This window comes from Variovorax boronicumulans (genome assembly GCF_040544675.1).
Lineage (GTDB): Bacteria > Pseudomonadota > Gammaproteobacteria > Burkholderiales > Burkholderiaceae_C > Variovorax > Variovorax boronicumulans_D.
Genome location: NZ_JBEPKK010000008.1, coordinates 185731 through 212525, shown reverse-complemented (window position 1 = coordinate 212525; position 26795 = coordinate 185731). Strand labels below are relative to the sequence as shown.

24 protein-coding genes are annotated in these 26795 nt (G+C 66.9%); 21 read left to right on the top strand and 3 right to left on the bottom strand.

Features of this window, described 5'->3' with window-relative positions:
- Positions 1-12: 12 nt before the first annotated feature.
- Complete coding sequence (locus tag ABIC90_RS16370; protein WP_354355697.1) at positions 13-363, bottom strand: 4a-hydroxytetrahydrobiopterin dehydratase; 351 nt, start codon at positions 361-363, stop codon at positions 13-15.
- A gap of 31 nt (positions 364-394) precedes the next feature.
- Entirely contained in the window at positions 395-1660 is a 1266-nt protein-coding gene (locus tag ABIC90_RS16365) for a M48 family metallopeptidase (protein WP_354355695.1), read from the bottom strand.
- A gap of 158 nt (positions 1661-1818) precedes the next feature.
- Here ABIC90_RS16365 and orn point away from each other — a divergent pair, with 158 nt between their 5' ends.
- The 6 genes from orn to ABIC90_RS16335 all read left to right on the top strand — a co-directional run bounded on the left by orn (position 1819) and on the right by ABIC90_RS16335 (position 8555).
- The gene (gene orn / locus ABIC90_RS16360; protein WP_354355693.1) at positions 1819-2415 is read left to right on the top strand and encodes an oligoribonuclease; all 597 of its coding nucleotides are present in this window, start codon (positions 1819-1821) and stop codon (positions 2413-2415) included.
- A gap of 252 nt (positions 2416-2667) precedes the next feature.
- Positions 2668-4599 carry a DEAD/DEAH box helicase gene (locus ABIC90_RS16355; RefSeq protein WP_354355691.1) on the top strand — a complete coding sequence of 644 codons (1932 nt, stop codon included), beginning with the start codon at positions 2668-2670 and terminating at the stop codon, positions 4597-4599.
- Positions 4600-4812: 213 nt separating this feature from the next.
- Positions 4813-5886, top strand: a complete 1074-nt coding sequence (locus ABIC90_RS16350) for an NAD/NADP-dependent octopine/nopaline dehydrogenase family protein (protein WP_354355689.1) — start codon at positions 4813-4815, stop codon at positions 5884-5886.
- Entirely contained in the window at positions 5876-6880 is a 1005-nt protein-coding gene (locus ABIC90_RS16345) for a 3-hydroxybutyryl-CoA dehydrogenase (protein ID WP_354355687.1), read from the top strand. Before ABIC90_RS16350 ends, ABIC90_RS16345 begins: the two co-directional genes overlap by 11 nt.
- Positions 6877-7680, top strand: coding sequence for an alpha/beta fold hydrolase (locus tag ABIC90_RS16340; RefSeq protein WP_354355685.1), 804 nt, complete (start codon positions 6877-6879; stop codon positions 7678-7680). The genes ABIC90_RS16345 and ABIC90_RS16340 overlap by 4 nt, the downstream gene beginning before the upstream one ends.
- Positions 7677-8555: a quinone oxidoreductase family protein gene (locus tag ABIC90_RS16335; protein ID WP_354355683.1), complete on the top strand. Its 879-nt coding sequence runs from the start codon at positions 7677-7679 to the stop codon at positions 8553-8555. The genes ABIC90_RS16340 and ABIC90_RS16335 overlap by 4 nt, the downstream gene beginning before the upstream one ends.
- 25 nt (positions 8556-8580) lie before the next feature.
- Here ABIC90_RS16335 and ABIC90_RS16330 read toward each other — a convergent pair whose 3' ends face one another.
- On the bottom strand, positions 8581-9063 hold the full coding sequence (locus tag ABIC90_RS16330; RefSeq protein ID WP_354355681.1) for a MarR family winged helix-turn-helix transcriptional regulator: 483 nt from the start codon (positions 9061-9063) through the stop codon (positions 8581-8583).
- Positions 9064-9207: 144 nt separating this feature from the next.
- On the opposite strand from ABIC90_RS16330, the gene ABIC90_RS16325 reads away from it, so the two are divergent.
- The 15 genes from ABIC90_RS16325 to ABIC90_RS16255 are packed head-to-tail and all read left to right on the top strand — an operon-like array spanning position 9208 to position 26767.
- The gene (locus ABIC90_RS16325; protein WP_354355679.1) at positions 9208-11400 is read left to right on the top strand and encodes an indolepyruvate ferredoxin oxidoreductase subunit alpha; all 2193 of its coding nucleotides are present in this window, start codon (positions 9208-9210) and stop codon (positions 11398-11400) included.
- Between the two features lie 4 nt (positions 11401-11404).
- The gene (locus ABIC90_RS16320) at positions 11405-12916 is read left to right on the top strand and encodes an indolepyruvate oxidoreductase subunit beta family protein (RefSeq protein ID WP_354355677.1); all 1512 of its coding nucleotides are present in this window, start codon (positions 11405-11407) and stop codon (positions 12914-12916) included.
- Between the two features lie 18 nt (positions 12917-12934).
- On the top strand, positions 12935-13927 hold the full coding sequence (locus ABIC90_RS16315; RefSeq protein ID WP_354355675.1) for a PDR/VanB family oxidoreductase: 993 nt from the start codon (positions 12935-12937) through the stop codon (positions 13925-13927).
- A gap of 16 nt (positions 13928-13943) precedes the next feature.
- On the top strand, positions 13944-15257 hold the full coding sequence (locus ABIC90_RS16310) for an aromatic ring-hydroxylating dioxygenase subunit alpha (RefSeq protein ID WP_354355673.1): 1314 nt from the start codon (positions 13944-13946) through the stop codon (positions 15255-15257).
- Positions 15257-15745, top strand: coding sequence for an aromatic-ring-hydroxylating dioxygenase subunit beta (locus ABIC90_RS16305; protein WP_354355671.1), 489 nt, complete (start codon positions 15257-15259; stop codon positions 15743-15745). The genes ABIC90_RS16310 and ABIC90_RS16305 overlap by 1 nt, the downstream gene beginning before the upstream one ends.
- 7 nt (positions 15746-15752) lie before the next feature.
- Positions 15753-17387 (top strand): AMP-binding protein, encoded by a 1635-nt coding sequence (locus ABIC90_RS16300; RefSeq protein ID WP_354355669.1) that lies wholly within the window; start codon positions 15753-15755, stop codon positions 17385-17387.
- A complete protein-coding gene (locus ABIC90_RS16295; protein WP_354355667.1) occupies positions 17384-18556 on the top strand; it encodes a thiolase family protein in 1173 nt (390 codons plus the stop codon). The genes ABIC90_RS16300 and ABIC90_RS16295 overlap by 4 nt, the downstream gene beginning before the upstream one ends.
- Positions 18553-19806, top strand: coding sequence for an SDR family NAD(P)-dependent oxidoreductase (locus ABIC90_RS16290; protein WP_354355665.1), 1254 nt, complete (start codon positions 18553-18555; stop codon positions 19804-19806). The genes ABIC90_RS16295 and ABIC90_RS16290 overlap by 4 nt, the downstream gene beginning before the upstream one ends.
- A 14-nt stretch (positions 19807-19820) precedes the next feature.
- The gene (locus ABIC90_RS16285; protein ID WP_354355663.1) at positions 19821-20633 is read left to right on the top strand and encodes a cyclase family protein; all 813 of its coding nucleotides are present in this window, start codon (positions 19821-19823) and stop codon (positions 20631-20633) included.
- Positions 20630-21355, top strand: a complete 726-nt coding sequence (locus ABIC90_RS16280) for an SDR family oxidoreductase (protein WP_354355661.1) — start codon at positions 20630-20632, stop codon at positions 21353-21355. Before ABIC90_RS16285 ends, ABIC90_RS16280 begins: the two co-directional genes overlap by 4 nt.
- A 47-nt stretch (positions 21356-21402) precedes the next feature.
- Entirely contained in the window at positions 21403-22572 is a 1170-nt protein-coding gene (locus ABIC90_RS16275) for an ABC transporter substrate-binding protein (protein ID WP_354355659.1), read from the top strand.
- Positions 22573-22606: 34 nt separating this feature from the next.
- The gene (locus tag ABIC90_RS16270; protein ID WP_354355657.1) at positions 22607-23752 is read left to right on the top strand and encodes an ABC transporter substrate-binding protein; all 1146 of its coding nucleotides are present in this window, start codon (positions 22607-22609) and stop codon (positions 23750-23752) included.
- Between the two features lie 21 nt (positions 23753-23773).
- Positions 23774-25093, top strand: coding sequence for an aromatic ring-hydroxylating dioxygenase subunit alpha (locus tag ABIC90_RS16265; RefSeq protein WP_354355655.1), 1320 nt, complete (start codon positions 23774-23776; stop codon positions 25091-25093).
- Entirely contained in the window at positions 25090-25563 is a 474-nt protein-coding gene (locus ABIC90_RS16260) for an aromatic-ring-hydroxylating dioxygenase subunit beta (RefSeq protein ID WP_354355653.1), read from the top strand. The genes ABIC90_RS16265 and ABIC90_RS16260 overlap by 4 nt, the downstream gene beginning before the upstream one ends.
- A gap of 40 nt (positions 25564-25603) precedes the next feature.
- Entirely contained in the window at positions 25604-26767 is a 1164-nt protein-coding gene (locus ABIC90_RS16255) for an ABC transporter substrate-binding protein (protein WP_354355651.1), read from the top strand.
- Positions 26768-26795 lie beyond the last annotated feature (28 nt).

Here is a 26795-nt window from a genome sequence, read left to right as displayed (position 1 = left end):
AGGCAGGCTTCCTCACGGGGCGGGGCTCGCCACGAGTGCGTCGGCTTGTCGCGCGCAATCGAAATCGGTGACCGAGAGGCCGTGCACATCGTGCGTGTTGAAGCGAACCACGCAGCGGTTGTAGTGCACCGACAGGTCGGGGTGGTGGTCCTGCGTGTGCGCCACAAGTGCCAACGCATTCACGAAGGCGATGGTCTCGAAGTAGTTCGCGAAGGTGAAAGTTTTTTCGATGGCGACATCGGCGCCGTCGCCGGTGAGCTTCCAGCCGTCGAGCTTGGCGAGGCCGGAGACTATCTCGGTGGCACTCAGTGCCTGGCGGGGAGGGAGGTTCTTCCAGTCCTTGGGTTTGAACATGCTGCTCATGAGGGTCTTCGAATGAAAAGGTGGTCGAGGGTCAGGCCGCGGTCATGCGCGCAAGGCGCTCGGATGCCGGCGGGTGGGAGTAGTAGAACTTGACGAACACCGGGTCGGGCGTGAGCGTCGAAGCATTGTCCTGGTAGAGCTTGAGCAGGGCCGCGGAGAGATCGGCGCCGCTGGTCTGCGCCACGGCGTAGGCATCGGCCTCGAACTCATGCTTGCGCGACAGGCGCGCCGGAAGCGGTGCCACGAAGAAGCCGAACACCGGCACCGCGAGCATGAACAGCAGCAATGCGAGTGCGCTGTTGGGGGCGGCCGGCGACAGGTTGGGCTGCACGCCCAGGCCCGTGTAGAACCAGACCTGGGTCGACACCCAGCCCAGCAGCGCAAAGCCGGCCAGGCTCAGCGCGAACATCGCGACCAGGCGCTTGACGATGTGGCGATGCTTGAAGTGGCCGAGCTCGTGGGCGAGCACGGCTTCCACTTCGCCGGCATTGAGCTGGCGCAGCAGCGTGTCATAGAACACCACGCGCTTGCTGGCGCCGAAGCCGGTGAAGTACGCATTCGCGTGCGCGCTGCGGGTGCTGCCGTCCATCACGAACAGGCCCTTGGCCGCAAATCCGCAGCGTTGCATCAGCGCCGTGACGCGCGCCTTGAGCATGGGGTCGTCGAGCGGCTTGAACTTGTTGAACAGGGGGGCGATGAAGGTCGGGTAGATCAGCATCAACAGCAGGTTGAAGCCCATCCATGCCGCCCATGCCCAGAGCCACCACAGCGTGCCGGCCGCGCCCATGAGCCACAGGATGAGGGCGGCAATCGGCAGGCCGATCAGCGCGCCGATCAACGTGGACTTGACGGTGTCTGCCAGCCAGAGCTTCCAGGTCATCTTGTTGAACCCGAATCGCTCTTCGAGCCTGAACGTCTGCCACAGCGTGAACGGCAGTTCGAGCAGCCCGCCGATCGCTGCGAAGGCAGCCAGCAGCACGAGTTGCTGCACCATGCCGCCGCCCAGCCACACCAGCAGGAGCTTGTTCAGGATGTCGAGCCCGCCGAGCAAGGTCCAGCCCAACAGCAGGGCGGCGCTCCAGGCCATCTCGACCAACCCGAAGCGTGCCTTGGCCACCGTGTAGTCGGCCGCCTTCTGGTGGGCCGAGAGCGTGATGGTCTGCGCGAAGGCTTCGGGCACGGTGCCACGGTGCTGCGCCACATGGCGCACCTGCCGCGAAGCCAGCCAGAACTTCACGAGCAGGCCTGCGACGAGCGCGGCCGCGAAGGCGATGGTGAAGATGAGCGAATAGGACATGGAGCGGCGAGTTTAGTCCCCGGCAATCCAGGCTCGCCCCCAGGCTGCGCGCACTTCGTGTCGCTTCTCCAACCCCCTGCCGGGGGCAACACCGGAGGCCCGGCAAAGCCGGTTCCTCGGTGTTTCTGGAGGCGCGGGCCTTCGACGACAATCCCGCGATGCCCGAATCCCTTGACCCGACGCCCCCCGCAGCCGTGCCCACCCTGAAGAAAAGCGACCAAAATCTGGTCTGGCTGGACTGCGAGATGAGCGGCCTCGACCCCGAAAAAGAGCGCCTGCTCGAAATCGCCGTGGTCGTCACCGGCCCCGACCTTACGCCCCGCATCGACGGCCCCGTGCTCGTCATCCACCAGAGCGACGCCGTGCTCGATGCCATGGACGCCTGGAACAAGGGCACACACGGCCGCAGCGGCCTGATCGACAAGGTGAAAGCGTCCACGCTGGATGAAGCCGCGGCCGAGCAGCAACTGCTGGAGTTCATCGCCAAGTACATTCCCCGAAGCGGCTCGCCGATGTGCGGCAACACCATCGGGCAGGACCGGCGCTTCCTGGTCAAGTTCATGCCCAAGCTCGAAGCGTACTTTCACTACCGCAACCTCGACGTCAGCACCCTCAAGGAACTGGCCAAGCGCTGGAAGCCTTCGGCCTACAGCGCTTTCAAGAAGCAGCAGGCGCACACGGCGCTGGCCGATGTGCACGAGTCCATCGAAGAACTCGCCCACTACCGCGAAACCTTCCTGCGCCTGACCGATTGAGAAAGAAGTTAGGTAAAAACCCGAAGCCGTGCCATAATCGCAGGCTTCGATGATCTGACAATGTCACAGGACACAGATCAGCGTCTCTTGCATCTCCCTATCTTGCACACCGCGCCCGATCGCAATTGCTGATCAAAAAGGGCCACAGCCTCAGGCGTTAGCCAGAAGCTGAATGTCGTTGGATGGTTGATGTTTTTAACCACCAACGGGGCGCCGCCTACGGCAGCGCTCGCGTTTGAGATTGATATCTACATGACCGACGCTTTTGAAGCGCAGGGCGAGTTCGCGCCTGTGCAATCCTCTACCAACAACGAATTCATCGCCGCTGTGTCCGAAGCGCCGATCCTCGAGGCGCTCGACGCAGCCGCTCCCGAGATTGCCGCGGTCGAACAGGAACCCAGCCTGCCCAACGGCTTCGTCCGCCTGGGCCTGGCTCCCGAACTGATCGCCGCCGTGGCCGACCTGGGCTTCACCCAGCCGACCACCGTGCAAGACAAGGTGATCCCGCTCGCGATGGGCGGTGAAGCCGGCCAGGACGGCAAGGCCCGTTTCGTCGACCTGATGGTCTCCAGCCAGACCGGCTCGGGCAAGACCGCGGCTTTCCTGCTGCCCGTGCTGCACACGCTGCTCAAGCGCCAGGCCGAAGCCGAAGCCGAAGCCAAGGCCGAGTTCCAGCGCCTGGCCGCCGAAGCCGCTGCCCGCGGCGAAGCCGTGCCGAAGAAGCCCAAGCGCAAGGACCCGACCAACACCCGCCATTTCAAGGCCGCCACCCCTGGCGCCCTGATCCTGTGCCCGACGCGCGAACTCGCCCAGCAAGTGGCGCACGACGCCATCGAACTGGTCAAGCATTGCCGCGGCCTGCGCATCGCCAACGTGGTGGGCGGCATGCCTTACCAACTGCAGATCGCCAAGCTGCAGAACGCCGACCTCGTGGTTGCCACGCCCGGCCGACTGCTCGATCTGCAGCGCTCGCAGCAACTCAAGCTCGACCAGGTCAAGTTCCTGGTGGTCGACGAAGCCGACCGCATGCTCGACCTGGGCTTCTCCGACGACCTGGCCGAAGTCAACCAGCTCACCATCGAGCGCCAGCAGACGATGATGTTCAGCGCCACTTTCGCGCCGCGCATCCAGCAACTGGCCCAGCGCGTCATGCGCGAGCCGCAGCGCATCACCATCGACAGCCCGCAAGAGAAGCACGCCAACATCAAGCAATCGCTGTACTGGGCCGACAACAGCCAGCACAAGCGCAAGCTGCTCGACCACTGGCTGCGTGACACCAGCATCAACCAGGCGATCGTGTTCGCCAGCACGCAAGTCGAATGCGACGGCCTCGCCAACGACCTGCAGCAAGAAGGCTTCAGCGCCGTGGCGCTGCACGGCGCCCTGAGCCAGGGCCTGCGCAACCGTCGCCTGATGGCACTGCGTCAAGGCCAGGTGCAGATCCTGGTGGCCACCGACGTTGCCGCCCGCGGCATCGACGTGCCGACCATCACCCACGTCTTCAACTTCGGCCTGCCGATGAAGGCCGAGGACTACACCCACCGCATCGGCCGCACCGGCCGTGCAGGCCGCGACGGCCTGGCGATCACCTTTGCCGAGTTCCGCGATCGCCGCAAGATCATGGACATCGAGCAATACAGCCGCCAGCAGTTCAAGGCTGAAGTGGTTGCCGGCCTTGAGCCGCAACAGCGCATGCCGCAATCGCGTCCCCCGATGGGCGAGTACCGCGGCGGCCGTGGCGACAACCAGTCGCGCGATCGCAAGTTCGGCAACGGCGGTGCAGGCGGCGGCGGTGGCGGTGGCTATCGCGGCAACAACGGTGGCGGCTATGCCGGCGCCAGCGGCTTCAACGACCGCAACGCACGCGGTCCGGCGCCGAGCCAAGGCCAAGGCCCGCGCGGCTTCCAGGGCGGCAACAACGCCGGCTTCGGCGGCGGTCGTGACGACGGCGGCAACAACGGCGGTGGCGCCGGCTACGGCCGCAAGCCGGGCTGGGGCGACAGCGCGCCGCGTGGTGGCCACGGCCATGGCGGCGGTCGCGGCGACGGCGGCTTCGCTCCCCGTGAAGGCTTCGCTCCGCGCGAAGGTTTCGCACCGCGCGGCAATGGCGCAGGCCATGGCGGCCCGGGCAAGGTTTTCGTGCCGCGCGACGCCCAAAAGCGTGCGTTCAAGCCCACGCGCTGATCCATTGCAGAGCGGCCAACCGGCCGCCTTGCCCCAAAAGAAAGCCCGCGCTTCGCAAGAAGCGCGGGCTTTTTCGTTGCGGGTTTCCGAGGAGGCTTTTGCGTCAGAGTTTGATTGACATCTGAATCGATGAAAAGTAATGTAATGACGCATTGCTCCCCGGTCCGCGCCGCGGCTGCCGGTTCATCGACATCTGCTTTTCAAACTTCGAATATGAAAATTGCGATTCTTGGCGGTGGTCACGGCGCTTACGCAGCCGCCGCGGACCTGTCCGAAGCCGGTCACGAAGTGCGCCTGTGGCGTCGCGATGCCGCGGCGCTGGAGCCGGTCCTGCAAACCGGCGCGATCACGCTCAAGGATGCCGACGGCACGCGCGAGGTCCCGCTGGCGCTGGCCACTGCCGACATCGGCGTAGCGCTCAAGGGCGCCGAGCTGATCGTCGTCCCTACCCCTGCCATCGCCCAGCACGACATCGCGCTCGCCATGGCGCCGCATCTGGTCGACGGGCAGGTCGTCTTCCTGCCGCCGGGCACCTTCGGCAGCTATGTGATGGCACGCACGGTCAGGCAGGCCGGCAACCTCGCCGACGTGGCTTGGGCCGAAACCGGCACCTTGCCCTACCTCGCACGCAAGCACGGCGAACGCGAAGTCAACGTCACGATCCGCGCCATCCGGCTGCCGACCGGCGTCTACCCAGCCCGCAAAGAGGCCGAGGCGATTGCCGTGATCCGCGAGGCCTACCCGGCCGTGCATGGCTGCGGCGATGCGCTCTCAGGTGCCTTGATGAACGCCGGCCCCGTCATCCACCCGCCGCTGATGGTGATGAACGCCGCACCGCTGCAGCACTTCGAGCGCTGGGACATCCACAACGAAGGCACCCAGCGCGCCGTGCGCGACGTGACCGACCGCCTCGACCGCGAACGCATGGCGGTGCGCGAGGCCTTCGGCCAGGGCGCGCCGCATTACCCGCTGGCCGACCACTACAACAACGACCAATGGATGTACGGAGACGCGCACAAGCAGCTCGTCAAGTCGGGCGACTGGCGCGAGAACATCGACCTGCACACGCACCGCTACATCACCGAGGACACCGAGCTCGGGCTCGCGTTTCTCGCCTCGGCGGCTCGCCACGCAGGCGTGGATGCGCCCATTGCCCACGGGCTGCTGGCCATCGTTGGCGGTTTTCTTGGACGCGAACTGCGTTACGGCCCGCGCACCTTCGAGGGCCTCGGGCTCGCGGACCTGAGCGCGGCGCAGCTCAGGCAGAGGCTGCACGATGGCGAATGAGCGCGCCTTGCCCCGCTTCGCCGCCGTCGGCGCCGGCCGCATGGGGCGCGGCATTGCGATCGCGTTCGCGTATGCCGGCCACCGCATCTCGCTGATCGACCTGCGCCAGCGTGATGACGCTGCCTGGCTGCGCCTGCGCGACGAGGCGAAAGCGGAGATCGAGGCCAGCCTCGCCGGCCTTGCGCAACTCGGCGTGATCGCCGAAGCGCAGATCCAATCCATCGCCGCCCGGGTGGACTTCGTGGATGCCGCCGCCGCGCCGCACGCGCTCGCTGCGGCCGAACTGGTGTTCGAGGGCGTGCCCGAAACCATGGATGCCAAGCGCGAAGCCTTCGCGCATCTCAACCGCCATTGCCGCGACGACGCGATCCTCACGTCGACCACGAGCAGCATCCTCGTGACGCAGCTCGCAGCGCTTGTGCGCTTGCCCGAGCGCTTCCTCAACATGCACTGGCTCAATCCGGCCTACGTGATTCCTGTGGTGGAACTCAGCTGCCACGCCGGCACCGATGCCGGCGTGCTCGCGCGCACCAAGGCGCTGATGGAAGAGATCGGCAAGCTGCCGGTGGTCTGCGGCGCGTCGCCGGGGTACATCGTGCCGCGGCTGCAGGCACTGGTGATGAACGAAGCGGCCCGCATGATCGAAGAGGGCGCCGCCACCGCCGAAGAGATCGACAAGGCCACGCGCTACGGCCTGGGCCTGCGCTTTGCGGCGCTGGGCGTGGTCGAGTTCATCGACTTCGGTGGCTGCGACATCCTGCATCACGCGAGCCGCGAGATGTCGGCCTCGATCGACAAGGGGCGCTACACCGCGCCGGCCATCGTCGATCGCATGGTCGAAGAGGGGCGCCTGGGTCTCAAGAGCGGCAGCGGCTTCTACGACTACGAGGGCCGTGACATCGCGGCGTACCGGCGCGATGTGCTGTCGCGCACGCTCGGCGAACTGCGGCACGCGGGGCTGTGGCGCGCGGCCGCCGAAGAGACGCGCTCATGACGGCGATTCGTCGCGCCTTCGCCGACCTCTCCGTGGGGCAGGTGCACTACGCGACTTGCGGCGATGCCGATGCGCCGGCCGTGCTGCTGCTGCATCAGTCGCCGCGCAGCTGGGCCGAGTACCGCGCCGTGCTTCCGCTGATCGGTGTGCGGCACCGCGCGATTGCGATGGATACGGCGGGCTTTGGTGATTCCGCGGATGGCGGCGTGCCCGCGAGCATCGGGCAATGGGCGCGCGTGGCGTGCGAACTGCTCGATGCGCTGAACATCGCGCGCGCCGATGCCGTGGGCCATCACACAGGCGGTGTCGTCGCGATGGAGCTGGCCGCTGCATTTCCAGATCGGGTGCGCAGCCTGGTGTTGTCGTCCACGCCGTATACCGACGAGGCGTTCCGCACGGCGCGCGCGCAGCGCCCGCCCATCGACGAGGTGGCGCCGAGCGAAGACGGCAGCCATCTGGCCGCGCTGTGGCAGAAGCGCCAGGGTTTCTATCCGCCAGGCCGCCCCGATCTGCTCGAAGCCTTCGTGCTCGATGCAATGAAAGTCGGTCATCGCGTGGAAGAAGGGCATCGCGCCGTGGCCTCGTACCGCATGGAAGAGCGCATCGGCCGCGTGACGCAGCCAACGCTCATCATCCGTGCCACCGACGATCCGTTCGCCGCGCCTCATGCGGCAGAGCTGAAACACCATCTGCCTCACGCTCGCATCGTCGACATCGAAGGCGGCATGGTTCCGTTGCCCGACCAGATGCCGCAAGCCTTCGCGCAAACGGTGCTCGACTTTCTCTCGACGCGGCCATGAAAGCCGTACGTATCCACGGCTTCGATGCGGCGCCTGTGTTGGAGGAGGTGGCGGAACCTGAAGCCCGCCCCGGTCGCACCATCGTGCGCATGCAGGCGGCCACGGTCGGCCACATTGACCGCACCGTCTGGCGCGGCAGTTTCCTGCGGCATCCGCCCTTGCCCTACACACCGGGTGTGGAGGCCGCCGGCATCGTCGTCTCGAGCGAGCGGTATGCCACTGGGCAGCGCGTATGGCTGCGCGGCAGCGGGTTGGGCACGCTATTCGACGGCACCTGGTGCGAACTAATCGACGCGCCCGATGAAGCGCTCGACCCGCTGCCCGATGCGCTGCCGATGACGCTGGGTGCGGCGTTCTTTTCGCCGACCACATCGGCATGGGTCGCCTTGCATGAAGTCGCAAAGCTGCAGCCTGGAGAGCAAGTGCTCGTGACAGGTGCAAGCGGCGCCGTGGGTTCGCTCGTGATGCAACTCGCACGCGATGCAGGCTGCGCCGCGACACCGGTCGATCCGAAGGCCGCACCGCCCGAGCTTGCCAGCGCGGACCTGCTCGTCGACACGGTCGGCGGCAATGTGCTTGCAGCCGCTTTGCCGGCCGTGCGACCCGGAGGCCGTGCCGTGCTGGTCGGCTACACCGCGGGTCCGGCGCTGTACCTCGACATCGCGCATTTTCTGCAGCGCGACGTTGCGCTGCTGCCGCTCAACATGTTCAGGCGGGAGGCCGCCGGCAGGGCCGCAGCTCCCGACTTGCTGGCACGGCTGGCCGATGGCCGCCTGCATCTCGACGTGCAGAGCTTTGCGCTCGCCGATGCTGCGGTTGCGCTCGACTGGATCGCGCAACGCGGCCACCGGGGGCGTGCGGTGCTGGTGCCGTAGGCGCGCGCAAAAAAGCCGAGGCGCTTCAGTCTTCTTCCGGCTCCTCGAGCGGCACATGCACGTGCAGGTCGATCATCTGCCGCAGCGTCTGCTTGAGTTCCTCGGCACGCCGCAGGCCGAAGGGCTCGAGCACGCGCCGCTCATGCTCGCGCGCCAGTTCCATCAGATGCTCAACCGCCTTGAGACCCTTGCGCGTGATGCGCACCAGGGTGATGCGGCGATCACTTTCATGGGGCAGCCGCTCCACCTGGCCGCGCGATTCCATGCGGTCCAGGAGGCGCGTCACCGTCGGCTGCTTGGTCACCGTCACCTGCGCGAGCTGGCCGATGCTGATCGCTTCGCTGCCCGCCAGCGAGGCCATCACGCGCCACTCCGACACCGAGAAGCCTTGCTGGCGCGCCACCTCGTGGAATTCGGAAGAGATCAGCTGGCTGGCCTGCGCCAGCAGCGCCGGCAGGTAGTCGTCGACAAAACGATGCGGTGGCGATTCGACGGGTTGATCAGCCATGAAGGCACCTCGCGGCAGCCGCGGGCACGCTGCTTGCATGTCTAGGGTAATTCATGATTGTGGATACATTCATTTGTCAACATTATAGAAAGCGTGATGTGGCACCTGAAGCGCATCCTCCCACGAGAAAGAAGAAGGACCCACATGGCTGAGCGTTCGTTCGTCGAGGAAGTCAAGAAGCTGCGGCTTGCTGGCGGAGATGTGTTTCGCGGTGAGGGCATTCTGGCGGTCACCAAGGCCTTGCTGGAATCAGGCGTGTCCTACGTCGCGGGCTACCAGGGCGCACCGATCTCGCACCTTATGGACGTGCTGGCCGATGCGCAGGACATCCTTGCCGAGCAGGGCATCCGCTTTGAGAACAGCGCGAGCGAGGCCACCGCTGCCGCCACGCTGGCCGCCTCGGTCAACTACCCGCTGCGCGGCGCCGTCACCTTCAAGGCCACCGTGGGCACCAACGTCGCATCGGATGCGCTGGCCAACCTCGCCTCAGGCGGCGTGACCGGCGGCGCTCTGATCATCGTGGGCGAAGACTACGGCGAAGGCTCATCGATCATGCAGGAGCGCAGCCATGCGTTCGCGATGAAGTCACAGATCTGGCTGCTCGATCCGCGCCCCAACCTGCCGAGCATCGTCGATGCGGTGAAGACGGGCTTCGATCTCTCCGAGGCCAGCAACACGCCCGTGATGCTGCAGCTGCGCATCCGCGCCTGCCATGTGCACGGCCACTTCATCGCCGGCGACAACAAGCGCGCCAAGTTCACGCTGCAGGAAGCGCTGGAGAACCCGCAGCGCGACGTGAGCCGCATCGTGCTGCCGCCCGCGAGCTTCGTGCACGAGCAGGAGAAGATCAAGGACCGCTGGCCTGCGGCTGTGCGTTTCATCGAGGAGCGCCAGCTCAACGAGTTCTTCTCGGAAGACGCCGACGACATCGGCATCATCGTGCAGGGCGGCAGCTACAACACGCTGCTGCGCGCGCTGGAGCGGCTCGACCTGGCCGACGTGTACGGCAACACCAAGGTGCCGCTGTATGTGATGAACGTGGCCTACCCGGTCATCGAGAGCGAAGTCATCCGCTTCTGCGAAGGCAAGCGCGCGGTGATGATCGTCGAAGAGGGCCAGCCCAATTTCGTCGAGCAGAACCTCGCGACCATCCTGCGGCAAGCCGGCTCGACCACCGCATTGCACGGCAAGGACATGCTGCCGGTCGCCGGCGAATACACATCCTCCGAACTGCTCAAGGGCGCACGCACCTTCTGCGAGCGCTATGAACGCCTCGCCCCATTGCCCGTGCCCGTCGCGGTGCGCAAGGTGATCCCGCTCAAGGAGGTGGCCGCCATCGGCGTCGATGCCGCACCCGAGCCGAGCATCCCATCGACGGCACTCGGCGATGTCGTGCATGCACGCCCGCCAGGCTTCTGCACCGGCTGCCCCGAGCGCCCGATCTTCAGCGCGATGAAGCTGGTCGAACGCGAACTCGGTGCGCACCACGTGAGCGCCGACATCGGCTGCCATCTGTTCTCGATCCTGCCGCCCTTCAACATCGGCAACACCACCATGGGCTACGGCCTCGGCGGCGCGGGCGCTTCCGCATTGAATGCGCCAGCGGGCAAACGCGCCATCTCGATGATGGGCGACGGCGGCTTCTGGCACAACGGCCTCACCAGCGGCGTGGCGAACTCGGTTTTCAACAAGAGCGACAACCTCACCATCGTCGTCGACAACAACTACACCTCGGCCACCGGCGGGCAGGACATCCTCTCGTCGAACGCCGTCAACAAGACGCGCAGCACCGGCCATGAGATCGAACGCGCCGTGCGCGGCGTTGGCGTGGAGTGGGTCAAGACGCTGCGCCGCACCTACGACGTGGCCGGCATGCGCGATGCGCTCAAGGAAGCACTCACCACCACGAAGAAGGGCCCCAAGGTCCTGATCGCGCAGTCGGAGTGCATGCTCAACAAACAGCGCCGCGAGAAGCCGCTGGTGCGCAAGGCCATTGCCGACGGCAAGCGCATGGTGCGCGAGAAGTTCGGCGTCGACTCCGACACCTGCACCGGCGACCACTCGTGCATCCGCCTGTCGGGCTGCCCGTCGCTCTCCATCAAGCCCAACCCCGATCCGCTGCGCACCGACCCGGTCGCGACCGTGCTCGACAGCTGCGTGGGCTGCGGCGTGTGCGGCGAGGTCTCGCATGCCGCCGTGCTGTGCCCTTCGTTCTACAAGGCGCAGATCGTGAGCAACCCCAGTGGCTGGGACAAGCTGCGCGAGCGGGTGCGCTCTGCCGTCATCGGCTGGCTGCAACGCGGCGAAGCGCGCCGCCGCGAAACCTATGCCTTCTGAAGCCATGGCGAACAACAAAGCCCAGCCGATCAAGATCGCGATCCTCGCCATGGGCGGGGAGGGCGGCGGCGTGCTGGCCGACTGGATCGTGGACATGGGCGAGGCCAATGGCTATGTGGCCCAGACCACTTCGGTGCCGGGCGTGGCGCAGCGCACCGGCGCGACCATCTACTACGTCGAGCTCTACCCGATTGCGCAAGCCGATGCCGATGGCGGACGCCCCGTGCTGGCGCTGATGCCGTTGCCGGGCGATGTCGATGTGGTTCTGGCTTCTGAATTGATGGAAGCCGGCCGCGCGGTGCAGCGCGGGCTGGTCACGAACGACCGCACCACGCTCATCGCCTCCACGCACCGCGTTTTCTCCATCGCCGAGAAGAGCGCGCTGGGCGACGGCCGCGTCGACAGCGCGCAACTGCTCGCACACACCGCCAAGGCCGCCAAGCGCTTCATCCGTTTCGACATGGCGCAAGCGGCCGAGGCATCGGGCAGCGTGATCAGCGCGGTGCTCTTCGGCGCATTGGCGGGTTCTGGCGTGCTGCCGTTCAGCCGTGCGCAGTTCGAAGCGACCATCGAGCGTGGCGGCGTGGGCGTGAAGCCCAGCCTGAAGGCCTTCGGTGGCGCCTTCGCCCGCGCACAGGCCGGCGACGACGGCGAGACACCGACCGAGGTGCCCGCCGCAATGCCGGTGCCGCAGCCGCGCCACCCCGTTGTGCGCGCGCTGGTCGAACGCGCGCAGCGCGACTTTCCACTCGCCGCGCAAGACTTCCTGCTCGAAGGCGTGCGCCGCCTCATCGACTACCAGGACACGGACTACGCCGCCCTGTACCTCGAACGCATGTCAACTATCGCTGCATTGCCCGGCAACGACGAGCACCGCTTGCTGCGCGAAACCGCGCGACACCTCGCGCTTTGGATGTCCTACGAAGACACCGCCCGCGTGGCGGCCCTCAAGACCCGAGCCACCCGCTTCGAGCGCGTGCGCGGCGAAGCCCGCGTGCAGCCCGGCCAGGTGCTGGCAATCAACGAATACATGCACCCGCGCCTGCAGGAAATCTGCGAGACGCTGCCGGGGGGCATCGGCCGCTGGCTGATGGGTTCCACGCTGCCGAAGAAGCTCGTCGAGCGCTTCACGCAGCACGGCCGCGTGATCCAGACCAGTTCGCTGCGCGGTTACCTGATGCTGCGCACGGTCGCCGCCATGAAGCGCTGGCGCCGTTCGACGATGCGCTACGCCGAAGAAAACCGCCGCATCGAGGAATGGCTGCGGCGCATCGCCGCCACCGCGCAGCGCAACCCCGAACTGGCGGTGGAACTCGCGCAGTGCCAGCGCCTGGTCAAAGGCTACAGCGACACGCACGAGCGCGGCATCCGCAACTACGACACCGTGATGCGCGCCGTCGAGCGCGCCGGTGCGCAACTCGCCCCCGCCACCTTGCGCGAGCTGCGCGATGCGGCGCTTGCCGACGAACACGGTCACAAGCTGCAAGCCGCACTGGCGCAGCACGCACTGGCCTGAAGAGACAACGGACGCACCATGACCGCTCCCGCCGCCACGCTCCAGCTTCGCGTTGCCGAAGCGCGCCAACTCAATCCGCTGATCCGCATGCTGCGCCTGCGCGCCGAAGACGGCCGGCCGCTGCCCGGCTTCGCGGCCGGCGCCCACATCCGCGTACAGGTGACGCTGCCCGACGGCAAGACCGACTGGCGCCATTACTCGCTGATCAACTTCGCGACCGCGCGCAACGCCACCAATGCACCCACCGAATACGTGATCGCCGTGCGCAAGGAGGCCGAAGGCCGCGGCGGATCGCGCTTCATGCACGAAGGACTCGGCGAGGGCGACACGCTCGCCATCGAAGCGCCGAAGAACGACTTCCCGCTGCACACCGGCCCCGGCGGCTCGGTGCTGGTGGCCGGCGGCATCGGCGTCACGCCGCTCGCCACCATGGCCGCGCGCCGCCGCGCCGAACAGGCCCCGGTGCGCATGCACTACGCCGGCCGCAGCCGCGAGCTGATGGCTTTCCTGCCCGAGCTGCAGACGCTGCTCCGCGACGACCTGCGCGTGCACGCCGACGCCGAGGCCGGCGCACCGCTGGACATCGACGCACTGCTCGACGATGTACCGGCCGGCGACCGCCTCTACGTCTGCGGCCCCAAGGTCATGCTCGACGCGGTGCTCGCCCGCACCCAGGCACGCGGTTGGGACCATGACCGCGTGCACTTCGAACTCTTCACCGAGCCGGTCGCGGAAGCGGGTGACCAGCCCTTCGAGGTCGAACTCGCCCAGTCGGGCCAGCGCTTCACCGTGGCGGCCGACCAGAGCATCCTCGATTGCCTCATCGACAACGGCTGCGACCCGATGTTCGACTGCAAGCGCGGCGAATGCGGCGTGTGCGCCGTGCCCGTGATCGAAGGCGAGATCGAACACCGCGACTACGTATTGACCGCGCGTGAGAAGGCGGCGGGCAATGTCATGCAGATCTGCATCTCGCGCGCCAAGGGTGCGCGCCTGGTGCTCGACATCTGAAGGAGCCAGGAGAAACATGCCTTCGTACAAAGACAACCCGGATGCCGTCCGCGCGCTTGTGCAGAACGACCGCGTGCACCGCGACCTGTACACCAGCCAGGAGCTCTTCGAGCTGGAGCAGGAGCACTTCTTCGCCAACACCTGGAACTACGTCGGCCACGAGAGCCAACTGCCCAAGCCCGGCGACTGGATCAGCAACGAAATCGCCGGCCGTCCGCTGATCGTGGTGCGCCACACCGACGGCAGCGTGCGCGCGATGATGAACCGCTGCGCCCACAAGGGCTCGCGCCTCGTGAGCGCGCCCTGCGGCAACACCGGCAAGTTCTTCCGCTGCCCTTACCACGCGTGGACCTTCAAGACCGATGGTTCGCTGCTGGCAATCCCGCTGAAGACCGGTTACGAGAACACCGCGCTGCATGAATGCGAATCGGCCAAGGGCCTGACGACCTTGAAGCATGTGCGCAGCCACCGCGGCTTCATCTTCGTGAAGATCAACGACGCGGGCCCCGACTTCGAGGCGTACTTCGGCGATTCGCTCAGCTCCATCGACAACATGGCCGACCGCTCGCCCGAAGGCGAACTCGAAATCGCCGGCGGGTGCCTGCGTTTCATGCACCAGTGCAACTGGAAGATGTTCGTAGAGAACCTCAACGACACCATGCATCCCATGGTGGCGCACGAGTCATCGGCGGGCACCGCGAAGCGCATGTGGGCCGACAAGCCTGCCGACGAACCCAAGCCGATGGCGGTGGAGCAGTTCGTGCCCTTCATGTCCGACTACAAGTTCTTCGAGGACATGGGAATCCGCACCTATGACCACGGCCACAGCTTCACCGGCGTGCACTTCAGCATCCACAGCAAGTACAAGGCGATCCCCGCATACGACGACGCCATGAAGGCGCGCTACGGCGAAGAGAAGACCGCGCAGATCCTCGGCATGGCGCGGCACAACACGGTGTACTACCCGAACCTCACGATCAAGGGTGCGATCCAGGCCATTCGTGTGGTCAAGCCGATCTCGGCGGACAGGACGCTGATCGAGAGCTGGACCTTTCGCCTGAAGGGCGCGCCGCCCGAGCTGCTGCAGCGCACCACCATGTACAACCGCCTCATCAACTCCCCGTTCTCGGTGGTGGGCCACGACGACCTGCAGGCCTATCGCGGCATGCAGGCCGGGCTGCACGCGAGCGGCAACGAGTGGGTGAGCCTGCACCGCGACTACGACCCGTCGGAGCTGAAAGGCGGCGAGATCACCACCGGCGGCACCAACGAACTGCCGATGCGCAACCAGTACCGCAGCTGGGTCGAACGCATGACGGAGACGATGTGATGACGGCCTCGGACATCACCCGCCAGGACCTGATCGACTTCGTCGTGAACGAGGCGCACCTGCTCGACACCCGCCGCTACGAAGAGTGGAACGCGCTCTTCACCGACGACGCCTTCTACTGGGTGCCGCTGGTGCCCGACCAGGAAGACGGCCTCAACCACACCTCGCACCTCTACGAAGACAAGCTACTGCGCGACCTGCGCATCGAGCGCCTGAAGAGCCCGCGCGCGTTCTCGCAGCAGCCGCCGAGCCGCTGCCACCATCTGCTGCAGGTGCCGGTGGTCGAGACCTTCGATGCCGAGGGCAACCGCTTCGTGGTGCGCACCAGCTTCCACTACACCGAGTCGCAGGGCGACGAGCTGCAGTTCTACGTGGGCACGTTCTTCCATCACCTCACCGTGCAGGACGGCGCACTGCGCATGACGCTCAAGCGGGTCAACCTGCTCAACTGCGATGCGGCGCTTCTCGCCGTGCAGCTTTTCATCTAGGGACGTGATGCCACACACCACCGTCCATCAAGTCTTCGCGGCGACGGCCGAGCGCACGCCGCAGGCCGAGTTCCTGTTCACCGAAACGGTGACAGCCACCGCATACGGCGTCGCCGCCGGCGCCATTCGCTGGGGCGAGGCTGCGACAAAGGTCGAGCGCTTGCGAGCGGCCTATGCGCAAGCCGGCTACGGGCACGGCCACCGCGTCGGTCTGCTGCTGGAGAACCGGCCTGCGTTTCTCTTTCATTGGTTCGCGCTCAATGCGCTGGGCGTGAGCGTGGTGCCGATCAACGCGGAGATGCGTTCGGCCGAACTGGTCTACCTGATCGGCCACAGCGAGATCGGCCTGGCCGTCACGCTGCCGGAGCGCGCCACCGACCTGCACGCTGCCGCGGCGCAAGCCGGCGTGCCCTTCGAGACCATGGGCCCCGACGACGCAGTGCCCAGCGCGAAGAGCGCCGCACCCCGCGCCCACGAGCCCATCGGTGGCGATACCGAATGCGGCCTGCTCTACACCTCGGGCACCACCGGGCGCCCCAAGGGCTGCATCCTGAGCAACGCGTACTTCCTGCGCGCGGGCGAGTGGTACGCCGCGCTCGACGGCGTGTGCAGCATCCGTCCCGACACCGAGCGCGTCATCACGCCGCTGCCGCTCAACCACATGAACGCGATGGCGTTCTCCACCATGGTGGTGCTGGTGGCGGGCGGCTGCCTGGTGCAGCTTGACCGCTTCCATCCGAAGACCTGGCTGGCGAGCGCCCGCGAAAGCGGCGCGACCATCGTGCATTACCTCGGCGTGATGCCGGCGATGCTGTTGTCGGCGCCCGCATCGGCTGCCGACCGCGACCACGCGATCCGCTGGGGCTTCGGCGCCGGTGTAGACCGCAAGAACCACGCTCCCTTCGAGGAGCGCTTCGGCTTCCCCCTGGTCGAGGCCTGGGCCATGACCGAGACCGGCGCTGCCGCCTGCATCATGGCCAACCGCGAGCCTCGCCTCGTGGGCACCAGCTGCTTCGGCCGCCAGGAAGATTTCGTGCAGATCCGCCTCGTCGGCGAAGACGGCAGCGAGGTCGGCATCGATGCCCCGGGCGAACTGCTCGTGCGTTCCACCGGCGACGATCCCCGGCGCTACTTTTTCTCCGGCTACCTGAAGGACGAGGAAGCCACGCGCGAAGCCTGGTCCGATGGCTGGTTCCACACCGGTGACCTGGTGCGCCGCGATGCCGAGGGCAACTTCTTCTTCGTGGACCGCAAGAAGAACGTGATCCGCCGCAGCGGCGAGAACATCTCGGCCGTCGAGGTCGAGAGCGTGCTCAACCAGCATCCGGCCGTGAAGACATCGGCCGTGGCCGCCACGCCCGATGCGGTGCGTGGCGACGAAGTGCTGGCCTGCATCGTGATGCGCGAAGGTACTGACGCATCGCACCGCGAACAGATCGCCGCCAGCATCGTCCAGCATGCGCTCGCGCAACTGGCTTACTACAAGGCGCCGGGCTACGTCGCCTTCGTCGATGCACTGCCGCTCACGCCGTCGCAGAAGATCCAGCGCGGCCAGCTGCGCGAGATGGCGCAGTCGCTGCCGGGGCAGGGCCACTGCATCGACACACGTGCGATGAAGAAGAGACAGGTGGGACAGGCATGACCCGCAACCGACTCGCCTACGAAGGCGTCGCTGTGGCCGTGCCGGTCACCGTGCCCTACGTGCGCTACTCCACGCGCACCGCGCACTGGTTCATCGGCCAGGCCGTCGAGGCGCTGGTGCAGGCCAGCGGCGTGCCGAAGGAACAGATCGACGGCCTGTGCCTGAGCAGCTTTTCGCTCGCGCCCGACACGGCCGTGGGCGTCACGCAGCACCTGGGCCTGTCGCCGCGCTGGCTCGACCATGTGCCGACCGGTGGCGCTTCGGGCGTGATGTGCCTGCGCCGTGCCGCGCGTGCGGTGCAGGCGGGCGATGCCGACATCGTCGCCTGCGTGGGCGCCGACACCAACCACGTCGACTCGTTCCGCCAGACGCTCGGCAGCTTCAGCAACTTCGCGCGCGATGCGAGCTATCCCTACGGCTCGGGCGGGCCGAACTCGATCTTCGCCTTCATCACCGCCAACTACATGCGCATCTACGGCGCCACGCGCGAGGACTTCGGCCGCATCTGCGTGGACCAGCGCACCAACGCGCTCGGCAACCCGAACGCGATGTTCAAGAAGGCGCTGACGCTGGAGGAGTACATGGCCGCGCGCCCCATCTCCGACCCGATCCATCTCTTCGACTGCGTGATGCCCTGCGCCGGCGCCGAAGCCTTCCTGGTGATGAGCGAGGAGCGCGCACGCGACCTGGGCCTGGCGCACGTGGTGATCCGCGGCGCCATCGAACGCCACAACGCCTACGCCGAAGACCCGGTGATGGTGCAGGGCGGCTGGCGCAAGGACCGCGACGACCTGTACGCGCAGGCCGGCGTGCAACCCACCGCGTTGGATTTCGTTCAGACCTACGACGACTATCCCGTCATCGCGATGATGCAATTCGAAGACCTGGGCTTCTGCGAAAAAGGCGAAGGACCGGCCTTCGTGCAGTCGCACACCATGACCTTCGACGGCAGCTTTCCGAACAACACCAGTGGCGGGCAGCTCTCGGCAGGTCAGGCGGGTGCGGCGGGCGGCTTCCTCGGCATGGTCGAGGCGATCCGGCAACTGACCGATCAAGCCGGTCCACGTGCGGTGCCCGACGCGCAACTGGGCCTCGTCGCAGGCTTCGGCATGGTGACCTACGACCGCTGTCTCTGCACAGGCGCCGTCATCCTCGGGAGATCCGCATGACCATGCCGATGATGCGCCCCCCGCGCAAGAACCCGGTGCTGCGCACCCGGCAGATGAACCTGCCACCCGGCGCGCGCGGCCGCGTCGCGCTCGGCCTCACGGCCGCCGCCGCAGAAGGCCGCTTTGAACTGCAGACCTGCGAAGACTGCGGCACCGTGCAGTACCCGCCGCGCGAGGTCTGCCACAAGTGCCTGTCGGCGTCGCTGCGCTGGCGCGCGCAGAGCGGCGGGGGCGAATTGCTCGGCAGCACCACGCTGCACCACAGCAACGACCTGTTCTTTCGCGAACGGCTGCCCTGGCGCCTGGGCTTGGTGCATCTCGACGTCGGCCCGACGCTCATGGTCCACCTGCACGGCGAGGTTGGCGATGCGCCCACGCGCGTGCGTGTCGGCGCCCGGCTCGACCGCGCGGGCCAGGCCGTTCTCATTGGTTTTCCGAATGAAGGGAGTGCCCATATGGCCGACGACAAGATGCTGCGTGAAATGACCAGCGACCCCAAGTTCCGCAAGGCGCTGGTGACCGACGGCAAGACCGAAACCGGCCAGGCGATAGTGCGCGCACTGGTGAAGGCCGGCGCCGACATCGTCTGGGTCGGCCACGCCGAGCCCTGGAAGAAGATGGGCGACGGCCTGGACGACATCTCGGCACTGCCGCAGGTCACGCTGGTGCCGCTGGATCTCACCAACGGCCGGCAGGTGACCGAACTCGCGGGCTCCATCGGCGGCAAGGTGGACATCGTGATCAACAACGCCGAGGTGCACCGCACCTTCGGCATCGGCGCGCGCCGCGGCACGGATGTGGCCAAGGCCGAGATGGACATCAACTACTTCGGCCTGCTGCGCCTGGCGCAGGAGTTCGGCCCCGCACTCAAGGGCCGCTCGGCCGATGGCGTAACGGGCGCGACCGCGTGGGTCAACCTGCTGTCGATCTACGCGCTCAGCAACTTCCCGCCGCACGGCACCTTCAGCGCCTCGAAGGCCGCGGCGCATTCGCTTGCGCAGTGCCTGCGCGCCGAGATGCGGCCGGCCGGCATCCGCGTGATCAACGTGTTCCCCGGTCCCATCGACGACGAATGGAACCAGCACACGCCGCCGCCCAAGCTGGCGCCCGCCGCGCTGGCCAACGCCATCGTCAAGGCGCTGCGCGACGGTGTCGAAGACGTCTACCCGGGCGACGTGGCGCAGGAGTGGCTGGAGCGCTGGCGCGACAACCCGAAGGTGCTCGAGCGCGAACTCGCGGCTGGCGGCTGAAGAAGGAAACCACGATGACAACAACCACCGAACTGATGTCCGCCGCAGAAATCCTCGGCGGCCTCGTGACCGCGATGGCCAGCGGCCGCATCCGCGTGATCGACCTCACGCAGACGCTGACGCCCGAGTTCCCGCAGATCGCGCTGCCGCCCGAGATGGGCCAGTGCTGGCCCTTCCGCATCGAGGAAGTGTCCAAGTACGACGAGCGCGGGCCGGGCTGGTACTGGAACAACTTCTCCTGCGGCGAGCACACCGGCACGCACTTCGATGCGCCGATCCACTGGATCTCGGGCCGCGACCTGCCGAACAATTCGGTCGACACCATCCCCGTGCAGAACTTCGTGGCACCGGCCTGCGTGATCGACTGCTCGGCGGATGTGCAGGGCAACGACGACTACCTGCTGAGCGTGGCCGACATCGAGCGCTATGAAGCCGCGCACGGCCGCATCCCGAAGGGCGCGTGGGTGCTGATGCGCACCGACTGGTCCAAGCGCAGCGACCCCGAGGCTTACCAGAACTTCGATGAGACCGGCCAGCACACGCCCGGCCCGAGCACCGAGGCCGTGCGTTTCCTGGTGGAGCAGCGCGATGTGCTGGGCTTCGGCTCCGAAGCCATCGGCACCGATGCGGGGCAGGGCTATCACCTGCGGCCGCCGTATCCGTGCCACTACTACATGCATGGCGCGGGGCGCTATGGGCTGCAGTGCCTGGCCAATCTCGATCTGCTGCCGCCGTCTGGCGCGGTGCTCATCTGTCCGCCGCTCAAGATCGAGAAGGGCAGCGGGAGTCCGCTGCGGGTGCTGGCACTGGTGGGAGCGCAGGCATGACACCGAAGGTCGCGGCCGTCACCGGCGGCAGCGCCGGGATCGGCAAGGCGATCTGCGAAGACCTGCTCGCGCAGGGCTACGAGGTGGTGTCGCTCGCGCGCCGCAAGGCCGAGATCGACCATCCGAAGCTGCACAGCCTCGAGGTCGACCTGAGCGACCGCGCCGCCACGGGCGAAGCCGTCCGCGAACTGGTCGAGCGCTTTGCGCCGACCACCATCGTCCACAACGCCGGCGTGATCCGCGCCGCGTTGTTGCCCGATGTGAAGCTCGACGATCTCGATGCGTTGGTCGACCTGCACCTGGGCTGCGCGATCCAGCTCGTGCAGGGCGCCTTGCCCGCCATGCGCGCACAGCGTTTCGGCCGCGTGGTGCTGCTGTCGTCGCGCGCCGCGCTGGGCCTCGCGACCCGCACCAGCTATTCCGCGACCAAGGCTGGCATGCTGGGCATGGCGCGCACCTGGGCGCTGGAACTCGCAGCGGACGGCATCACGGTGAACGTGGTGGCGCCCGGCCCGATCCGCACCGACATGTTCTATGACGTCGTCGAAGCCGGCAGCGAGAAAGAGCGCGCGCTCGCGGCTTCCGTGCCGGTCAAGCGCCTGGGCGAATCGGCCGACGTGGCACGCGCGGTGCGATTCTTCGCCGACGCCGACAACAGCTTCGTCACCGGCCAGGTGCTCTACGTCTGCGGCGGCACCAGTGTCGGCAGCCTGGCCCTCTAATTTTCTTTCTCGTTCCGTTTCAAAAACATCACCTCTGGAGCATCGCCATGAAAGTCCTGAACCGATTCCGTGCCCTCGCTGGCATTGCTGTAGGCCTCGGCGCCTTGAGCGCCGTCGCGGGCGCCTGGGCGGCCGACCTCAAGGTCGGTTTCATCACCTCGCTGTCGGGTCCGGTGTCGTCGCTCGGCATTCCTTATGAAAAGGGCATGAAGGCCGCGCTCGCCTACAAGGCGGAGCTCGGCGGCCGCAAGATCCAGATGGTGCAACTCGACGATGCATCCGACCCTTCCACGGCCGCGCGCAATGCCCGCAAGATGATCGACGAGGACAAGGTCGACGTCATCATCGGCACGGCAGGCTCGCCCGGTGCGCTGGCCATTGCCGGCGTGGCGCGCGAAACGAAAACCCCGCTGATCTCCATCGCCAACGCCAACCTGCCGGGCGAAGAGGGCGCATGGATGGTCACGCTGCCGCAACCCGCGCCGCTGATGGTGAGCGCGGTGGTCGAGCGCATGAAGAAGTCGGGCGTCAAGACGGTCGGCTACATCGGCTTCTCCGATGCCTGGGGCGACCTGGTGTACGACGCGCTGCAGAAGAGCGCGGAGCCGGCGGGCATCAAGATCGTTTCGAACGAGCGCTATGCGCGCGCCGATTCGTCGGTGACCGGGCAGGTGCTGAAGATCGTGGCCCTGCGCCCCGATGCGGTGATCACCGGCACTTCGGGCACGCCGGGCGCGCTGCCTTACCTGGCACTCGCCGACCGCGGCTACAAGGGCCAGATCTACGGCATGCATGCGCTCATCAACCCCGACTTCGTGCGCGTGGGCGGTGCGGCCGTCGAAGGGCTGCTCGCGCCGACCGGCCCGGTGATCGTGGCCGAGCAACTGCCAAACGACAACCCGATCCGCAAGGTGTCGATGGACTTCCGCGCGGCCTACCAGAAGGCCAACGGCGCGCCGCCGACCGACGCCTTCTCGGCCTACACCTTCGACGCCTGGCTGCTGTACCTCGATGCGGCCCAGCGCGCACTGGCCACCAAGGCCGAGCCGGGCACGCCGCAGTTCCGCCTCGCGCTGCGTGACGCCATCGTCAGCACCAAGGAGCTCGTGGGCACGCACAGCGTCTACAACTTCAAGCCGACCGATCGCTATGGCTCGGACGAACGCTCGCGCGTGGTCGTGAAGCTTGAAAAGGGACAGTGGAAGCTGGTGCCCTGATGCAACGCACACAACACACGCTGGAGCAACCTCGATGAAAAAGAAACTGGTCCGCATCCTCGGCCTCACCGCCGTCGCGCTGGCAGCTGCACAGGCCATGGCGGCTGATCTCAAGATCGGCTTTATCAGCTCGTTGTCGGGTCCTGTCGCCGCACTGGGTGTGCCCTACGAAAAGGGCATACGCGCAGCCATTGCCGAGCATCCCGAGATCGGCGGGCGCAAGGTGCAGCTCATCGTGCTGGACGACGCCTCCGACCCCACCACAGCCGGCCGCAATGCGCGCAAGCTGGTGACCGAAGACAAGGTCGACGTGCTCATCGGCACCTCCGGCGTGCCGGGCGCGATGGCCATCGCCTCGGTGGCGCGCGAGCTGAACACGCCGCTGATCTCGCCCACGCCGGTGACCATCGCCGGACCCGAAGGCGCGTGGACAGTGACGGTGTCGCAGCCGTTCCAGCTCATGGTTGCGGGCGTGGTGGACCGCATGCAGAAGTCCGGCGTGAAGACGGTGGCCTTCATCGGTTTTTCCGACGCGCTGGGCGACCTGGCCTACGACTCGCTGATGAAGAGCACGGCCGCCGCCGGCATCAAGGTGGTGGCGAACGAGCGCTATGCGCGCAGCGATTCGTCGGTGGCGGGGCAGGTGCTGAAGATCGTCGCGGCCCGGCCCGATGCGGTGTTTGCAGGCAACTCGGGCACGCCCGGTGCGCTGCCCTACATCGCGCTGGCCGAGCGCGGCTACAAGGGCAGGATCTACGGCACGCACGGCCTCATCAACGCCGACTTCGTGCGCGTGGGCGGCGTTTCCATCGAAGGCCTGCAGGTGCCCAGCGGCCCGGTGCTGGTGGCCGATCAGCTGGCCGACAGCAATCCGATCAAGAGGGTGTCGATGGCTTTCCGTGCGGCCTACCAGAAGGCCAACGGCGCGGTGCCGACCGATGCCTTCTCTTCGTACACCTACGACGCCTACCTGCTGCTGGCCGACGCCGCCTCGCGCACCAAGGGCGAGCCGGGCACGCCGCAGTACCGCACCGCGCTGCGCGACGCGATCGTGAGCACGAAGGAGTTGGTGGGCACGCACGGCATCTACACCTTCAAGCCCGACGACCGCTACGGCTCCGACCAGCGCGGCGTGGTGATCGTGCAGATGAACAAGGGCCAGTGGAAGCTGGTCCCCTGAAAGCAAGCTGAGCGCCCGCCGATGACCAGCTACCGCCATCATCCCGACCGCATCGCCGCGCTGGTGCAGGACGACCGCGTGCACCGCGACCTGTACCTGAGCGAGGAGATCTTCGCGTTGGAGCAGGAACGCCTGTTCGCGAACACCTGGGTCTTCCTCGGCCATGCGAGCCAGGTGCCGGAGGCGGGCGACTTCGTGACGCAGGAGGTCGCGGGCCGTCCGCTGCTGATGGTGCGGCAGCCTGATGGCGCGGTGCACGTCATGTACAACCGCTGCGCCCATAAGGGCACGCAACTGGTGACCGACGAGAGCGGCAACGCCGGCCGTTTCTTTCGCTGCCCGTACCACGCGTGGACCTACAAGCTGGACGGCGCACCGCTCGGACTGCCGCTGAAGGCCGGGTATGAGGGCACGCAGCTCAAGGCCTGCGAATCGGGGCAGGGGCTTTCCGTGGTGAAGCATGTGAAGGTCTACCGCGACTTCGTGTTCGTGCGCCTCGCCGACACCGGCCCCGCGTTCGAGGACTACTTCGGCGAGGTGCTCGGCGCCATCGACAACATGGTCGACCGCTCGCCCGAAGGCAAGCTCAGCGTGGGCGGCGGCGTGCTGCGCAACATCGTCCACTGCAATTGGAAGATGTACCTGGAGAACATCAACGACACGGTGCACCCGATGTCGACGCACGAATCGGCCACCAAGGCGGCCGAGGCGCTGTGGGAGGGCCATGCGCCCACCGACCCCAAGCCGATGGCAATGGAGCAGATATTGCCCTTCGGTTCGGGCTATGAGTTCTTCGACAGGATGGGCGGACGCGTGTTCGCCAACGGGCACAGCGTGCTGGGCGTGAACTTCAGCATCCATTCCAACTACGCGCAACTGCCCGAGTACGAGGCCGCGATGCAGGCCGCCCACGGCGCCGAGCGCGCGGCCGACATCCTGCAGCGCTCGCCGCAGAACTCCGTCTTCTATCCGAGCCTTTCGGTGAAGGGCTCGCCGCAGGCCATCCGCGTGATCCGTCCGCTGGCCGCCGACCGCACACTGATCGAAGCCTGGAGCTTCCGCGCGGCCGGCGCACCCGCGCTGCTCTTCGAGCGCGCCATGAGCTACAACCGGCTCGTGTTCTCGCCGATGTCGGTGGTGGCGCACGACGATGTGCACCTGTTCGAGAGCATCCAGCAAGGCCTGCGTGCCGGCGGCAACGAGTGGGTGAGCCTGCACCGCAACTTCGACGCGGCCGAACTCGCGCAATCGACGATCACCACCAACGGCACGAACGAACTGCTCATGCGCAACCAGTTCCGTGCGTGGGCGAAGGCGATGGCACCGGAGGCCGCGGCATGAACGATCCGCGCGACTTCATCGCCTACGAGGCGGCCTTGCTCGACGAGCGGCGCTTGGACGACTGGCTGGCGCTTTTCGCGGACGACGGCCACTACTGGGTGCCGCTGCTGGGCGCGGCGCAGGCCGACCCGTTCTCGCACAACTCGCTGGCTTACGAAGACCGGCTGCTGCTGCAACTGCGCGTGGACCGCCTGAAGAACCCGCGCGCGCATTCGCAGCACCCCGCGAGCCACAGCCAGCATGTGCTGCAGCCCTCGCGCATCGAGAGCGAGACAGCCGACGAAGTGCACCTGCGCACGCCGTTCCTCTATGTGGAGGCGCGCGGCGAATCCCAGATCCTGCTGAGCGGCACGGCCCGCCATTACCTCGTGCGCACGCCATCGAAGCCCTCGGGCTGGGCCATCCGCCAGAAGCGCATCGACCTGCTCAATGCCGCGCGCGCGTTGCCGGCGATCCAGTTGTTCATCTGAGTCATCCGTCCTTTCCACCCTTCCTCACTGGAGCTACGACATGAAGAGCCTGATGCTGACCCTGACGCGCGGCGCCCTCGCCGCGGCACTCACCGCCTGCGGCGTGGCGAGCGCTTTCGCGGCCGACTTGAAGGTCGGCCTGAGCGTGTCGCTCTCCGGGCCGAACTCCTCGCTGGGTGTGCCCTATGCGAAGGGCATGCAGGCCGCGCTGGCCTACAAGCCCGAGATCAACGGCCGCAAGGTGCAGCTGATCGTGCTGGACGATGGCTCCGACCCCACCACGGCCGGGCGCAACGCGCGCAAGCTGGTCGAAGAAGAAAAGGTCGATGTGCTCATGGGCACATCGGGCGTGCCGGCGGCCATTGCGATGGCACAGGTCGGCCGCGACGCGAAGACGCCGATGATCGGCCTCACGCCCATCCTGCTGGACCCCAACGAGAACCCGTGGGTCATGACAGTGGCGCAACCCACCCAGCTGATGATCGATGCGGTGGTCGAGCGCATGAAGCGCAACAACGTGAAGACCGTGGGCTACATCGGCTTCTCCGATGCCTGGGGCGACCTGGTGTACGACGCGCTCATGAAGGCCGCGCCCGGCGCCGGCATCAAGGTGGTGAGCAACGAGCGCTATGCGCGCGCCGATGCCTCGGTGACCGGCCAGGTGCTCAAGATCGTGGCGCTGCGCCCCGACGCGGTGATGACCGGCGGCGCCGGCACGCCGGGCGCGCTGCCGTTCCTGGCGCTGCAGGACCGCGGCTTCAAGGGCGGCGTGTATGGGCAGCACGGCCTGATCAACCCCGACTTCGTGCGCGTGGTCGGCGCGGCGGGCCAGAACGCGCTGATGCCCACCGGCCCGGTGATCGTTGCCGAGCAGTTGCCCGACAGCTACCCCACCAAGAAGATCGCGACAGAGTTCCGCGCGGTCTTTCAGAAGGTCAACAACGCGCCCACCAACGACGCGTTCTCGGCCTATTCCTTCGACGGCTGGCTGGTGTTCGCCGATGCCGCTTCGCGTGCGATGAAGAAGGCCGAGCCGGGAACCGCCGAGTTCCGCGTCGCCCTGCGCGATGCCATCTTCAGCACCAAGGAGGTGGTGGGCACGCACGGCGTGTACAGCTTCAAGCCCGGCAGCCTCTACGGCGTGGACGAGCGCGCCCGCGTGATCGTCAAGCTGGACAACGGCCAGTGGAAGCTCGCCCCTTGAATCTCTTCATCACGATGTTTTTGCCAGG

Excerpts from the sequence above, each read along its gene's own strand:
- ABIC90_RS16365 (WP_354355695.1), bottom strand. The coding sequence starts at position 1,660 with ATGTCCTATTCGCTCATCTTCACCATCGCCTTCGCGGCCGCGCTCGTC.
- ABIC90_RS16285 (WP_354355663.1), top strand. The coding sequence starts at position 19,821 with ATGACAACAACCACCGAACTGATGTCCGCCGCAGAAATCCTCGGCGGC.
- ABIC90_RS16340 (WP_354355685.1), top strand. The coding sequence starts at position 6,877 with ATGACGGCGATTCGTCGCGCCTTCGCCGACCTCTCCGTGGGGCAGGTG.
- ABIC90_RS16280 (WP_354355661.1), top strand. The coding sequence starts at position 20,630 with ATGACACCGAAGGTCGCGGCCGTCACCGGCGGCAGCGCCGGGATCGGC.
- ABIC90_RS16270 (WP_354355657.1), top strand. The coding sequence starts at position 22,607 with ATGAAAAAGAAACTGGTCCGCATCCTCGGCCTCACCGCCGTCGCGCTG.
- ABIC90_RS16275 (WP_354355659.1), top strand. The coding sequence starts at position 21,403 with ATGAAAGTCCTGAACCGATTCCGTGCCCTCGCTGGCATTGCTGTAGGC.
- ABIC90_RS16255 (WP_354355651.1), top strand. The coding sequence starts at position 25,604 with ATGAAGAGCCTGATGCTGACCCTGACGCGCGGCGCCCTCGCCGCGGCA.
- ABIC90_RS16315 (WP_354355675.1), top strand. The coding sequence starts at position 12,935 with ATGACCGCTCCCGCCGCCACGCTCCAGCTTCGCGTTGCCGAAGCGCGC.
- ABIC90_RS16350 (WP_354355689.1), top strand. The coding sequence starts at position 4,813 with ATGAAAATTGCGATTCTTGGCGGTGGTCACGGCGCTTACGCAGCCGCC.
- ABIC90_RS16335 (WP_354355683.1), top strand. The coding sequence starts at position 7,677 with ATGAAAGCCGTACGTATCCACGGCTTCGATGCGGCGCCTGTGTTGGAG.
- ABIC90_RS16305 (WP_354355671.1), top strand. The coding sequence starts at position 15,257 with ATGACGGCCTCGGACATCACCCGCCAGGACCTGATCGACTTCGTCGTG.
- ABIC90_RS16355 (WP_354355691.1), top strand. The coding sequence starts at position 2,668 with ATGACCGACGCTTTTGAAGCGCAGGGCGAGTTCGCGCCTGTGCAATCC.
- orn (WP_354355693.1), top strand. The coding sequence starts at position 1,819 with ATGCCCGAATCCCTTGACCCGACGCCCCCCGCAGCCGTGCCCACCCTG.
- ABIC90_RS16260 (WP_354355653.1), top strand. The coding sequence starts at position 25,090 with ATGAACGATCCGCGCGACTTCATCGCCTACGAGGCGGCCTTGCTCGAC.
- ABIC90_RS16345 (WP_354355687.1), top strand. The coding sequence starts at position 5,876 with ATGGCGAATGAGCGCGCCTTGCCCCGCTTCGCCGCCGTCGGCGCCGGC.
- ABIC90_RS16320 (WP_354355677.1), top strand. The coding sequence starts at position 11,405 with ATGGCGAACAACAAAGCCCAGCCGATCAAGATCGCGATCCTCGCCATG.
- ABIC90_RS16295 (WP_354355667.1), top strand. The coding sequence starts at position 17,384 with ATGACCCGCAACCGACTCGCCTACGAAGGCGTCGCTGTGGCCGTGCCG.
- ABIC90_RS16300 (WP_354355669.1), top strand. The coding sequence starts at position 15,753 with ATGCCACACACCACCGTCCATCAAGTCTTCGCGGCGACGGCCGAGCGC.
- ABIC90_RS16325 (WP_354355679.1), top strand. The coding sequence starts at position 9,208 with ATGGCTGAGCGTTCGTTCGTCGAGGAAGTCAAGAAGCTGCGGCTTGCT.
- ABIC90_RS16290 (WP_354355665.1), top strand. The coding sequence starts at position 18,553 with ATGACCATGCCGATGATGCGCCCCCCGCGCAAGAACCCGGTGCTGCGC.
- ABIC90_RS16265 (WP_354355655.1), top strand. The coding sequence starts at position 23,774 with ATGACCAGCTACCGCCATCATCCCGACCGCATCGCCGCGCTGGTGCAG.
- ABIC90_RS16310 (WP_354355673.1), top strand. The coding sequence starts at position 13,944 with ATGCCTTCGTACAAAGACAACCCGGATGCCGTCCGCGCGCTTGTGCAG.
- ABIC90_RS16330 (WP_354355681.1), bottom strand. The coding sequence starts at position 9,063 with ATGGCTGATCAACCCGTCGAATCGCCACCGCATCGTTTTGTCGACGAC.
- ABIC90_RS16370 (WP_354355697.1), bottom strand. The coding sequence starts at position 363 with ATGAGCAGCATGTTCAAACCCAAGGACTGGAAGAACCTCCCTCCCCGC.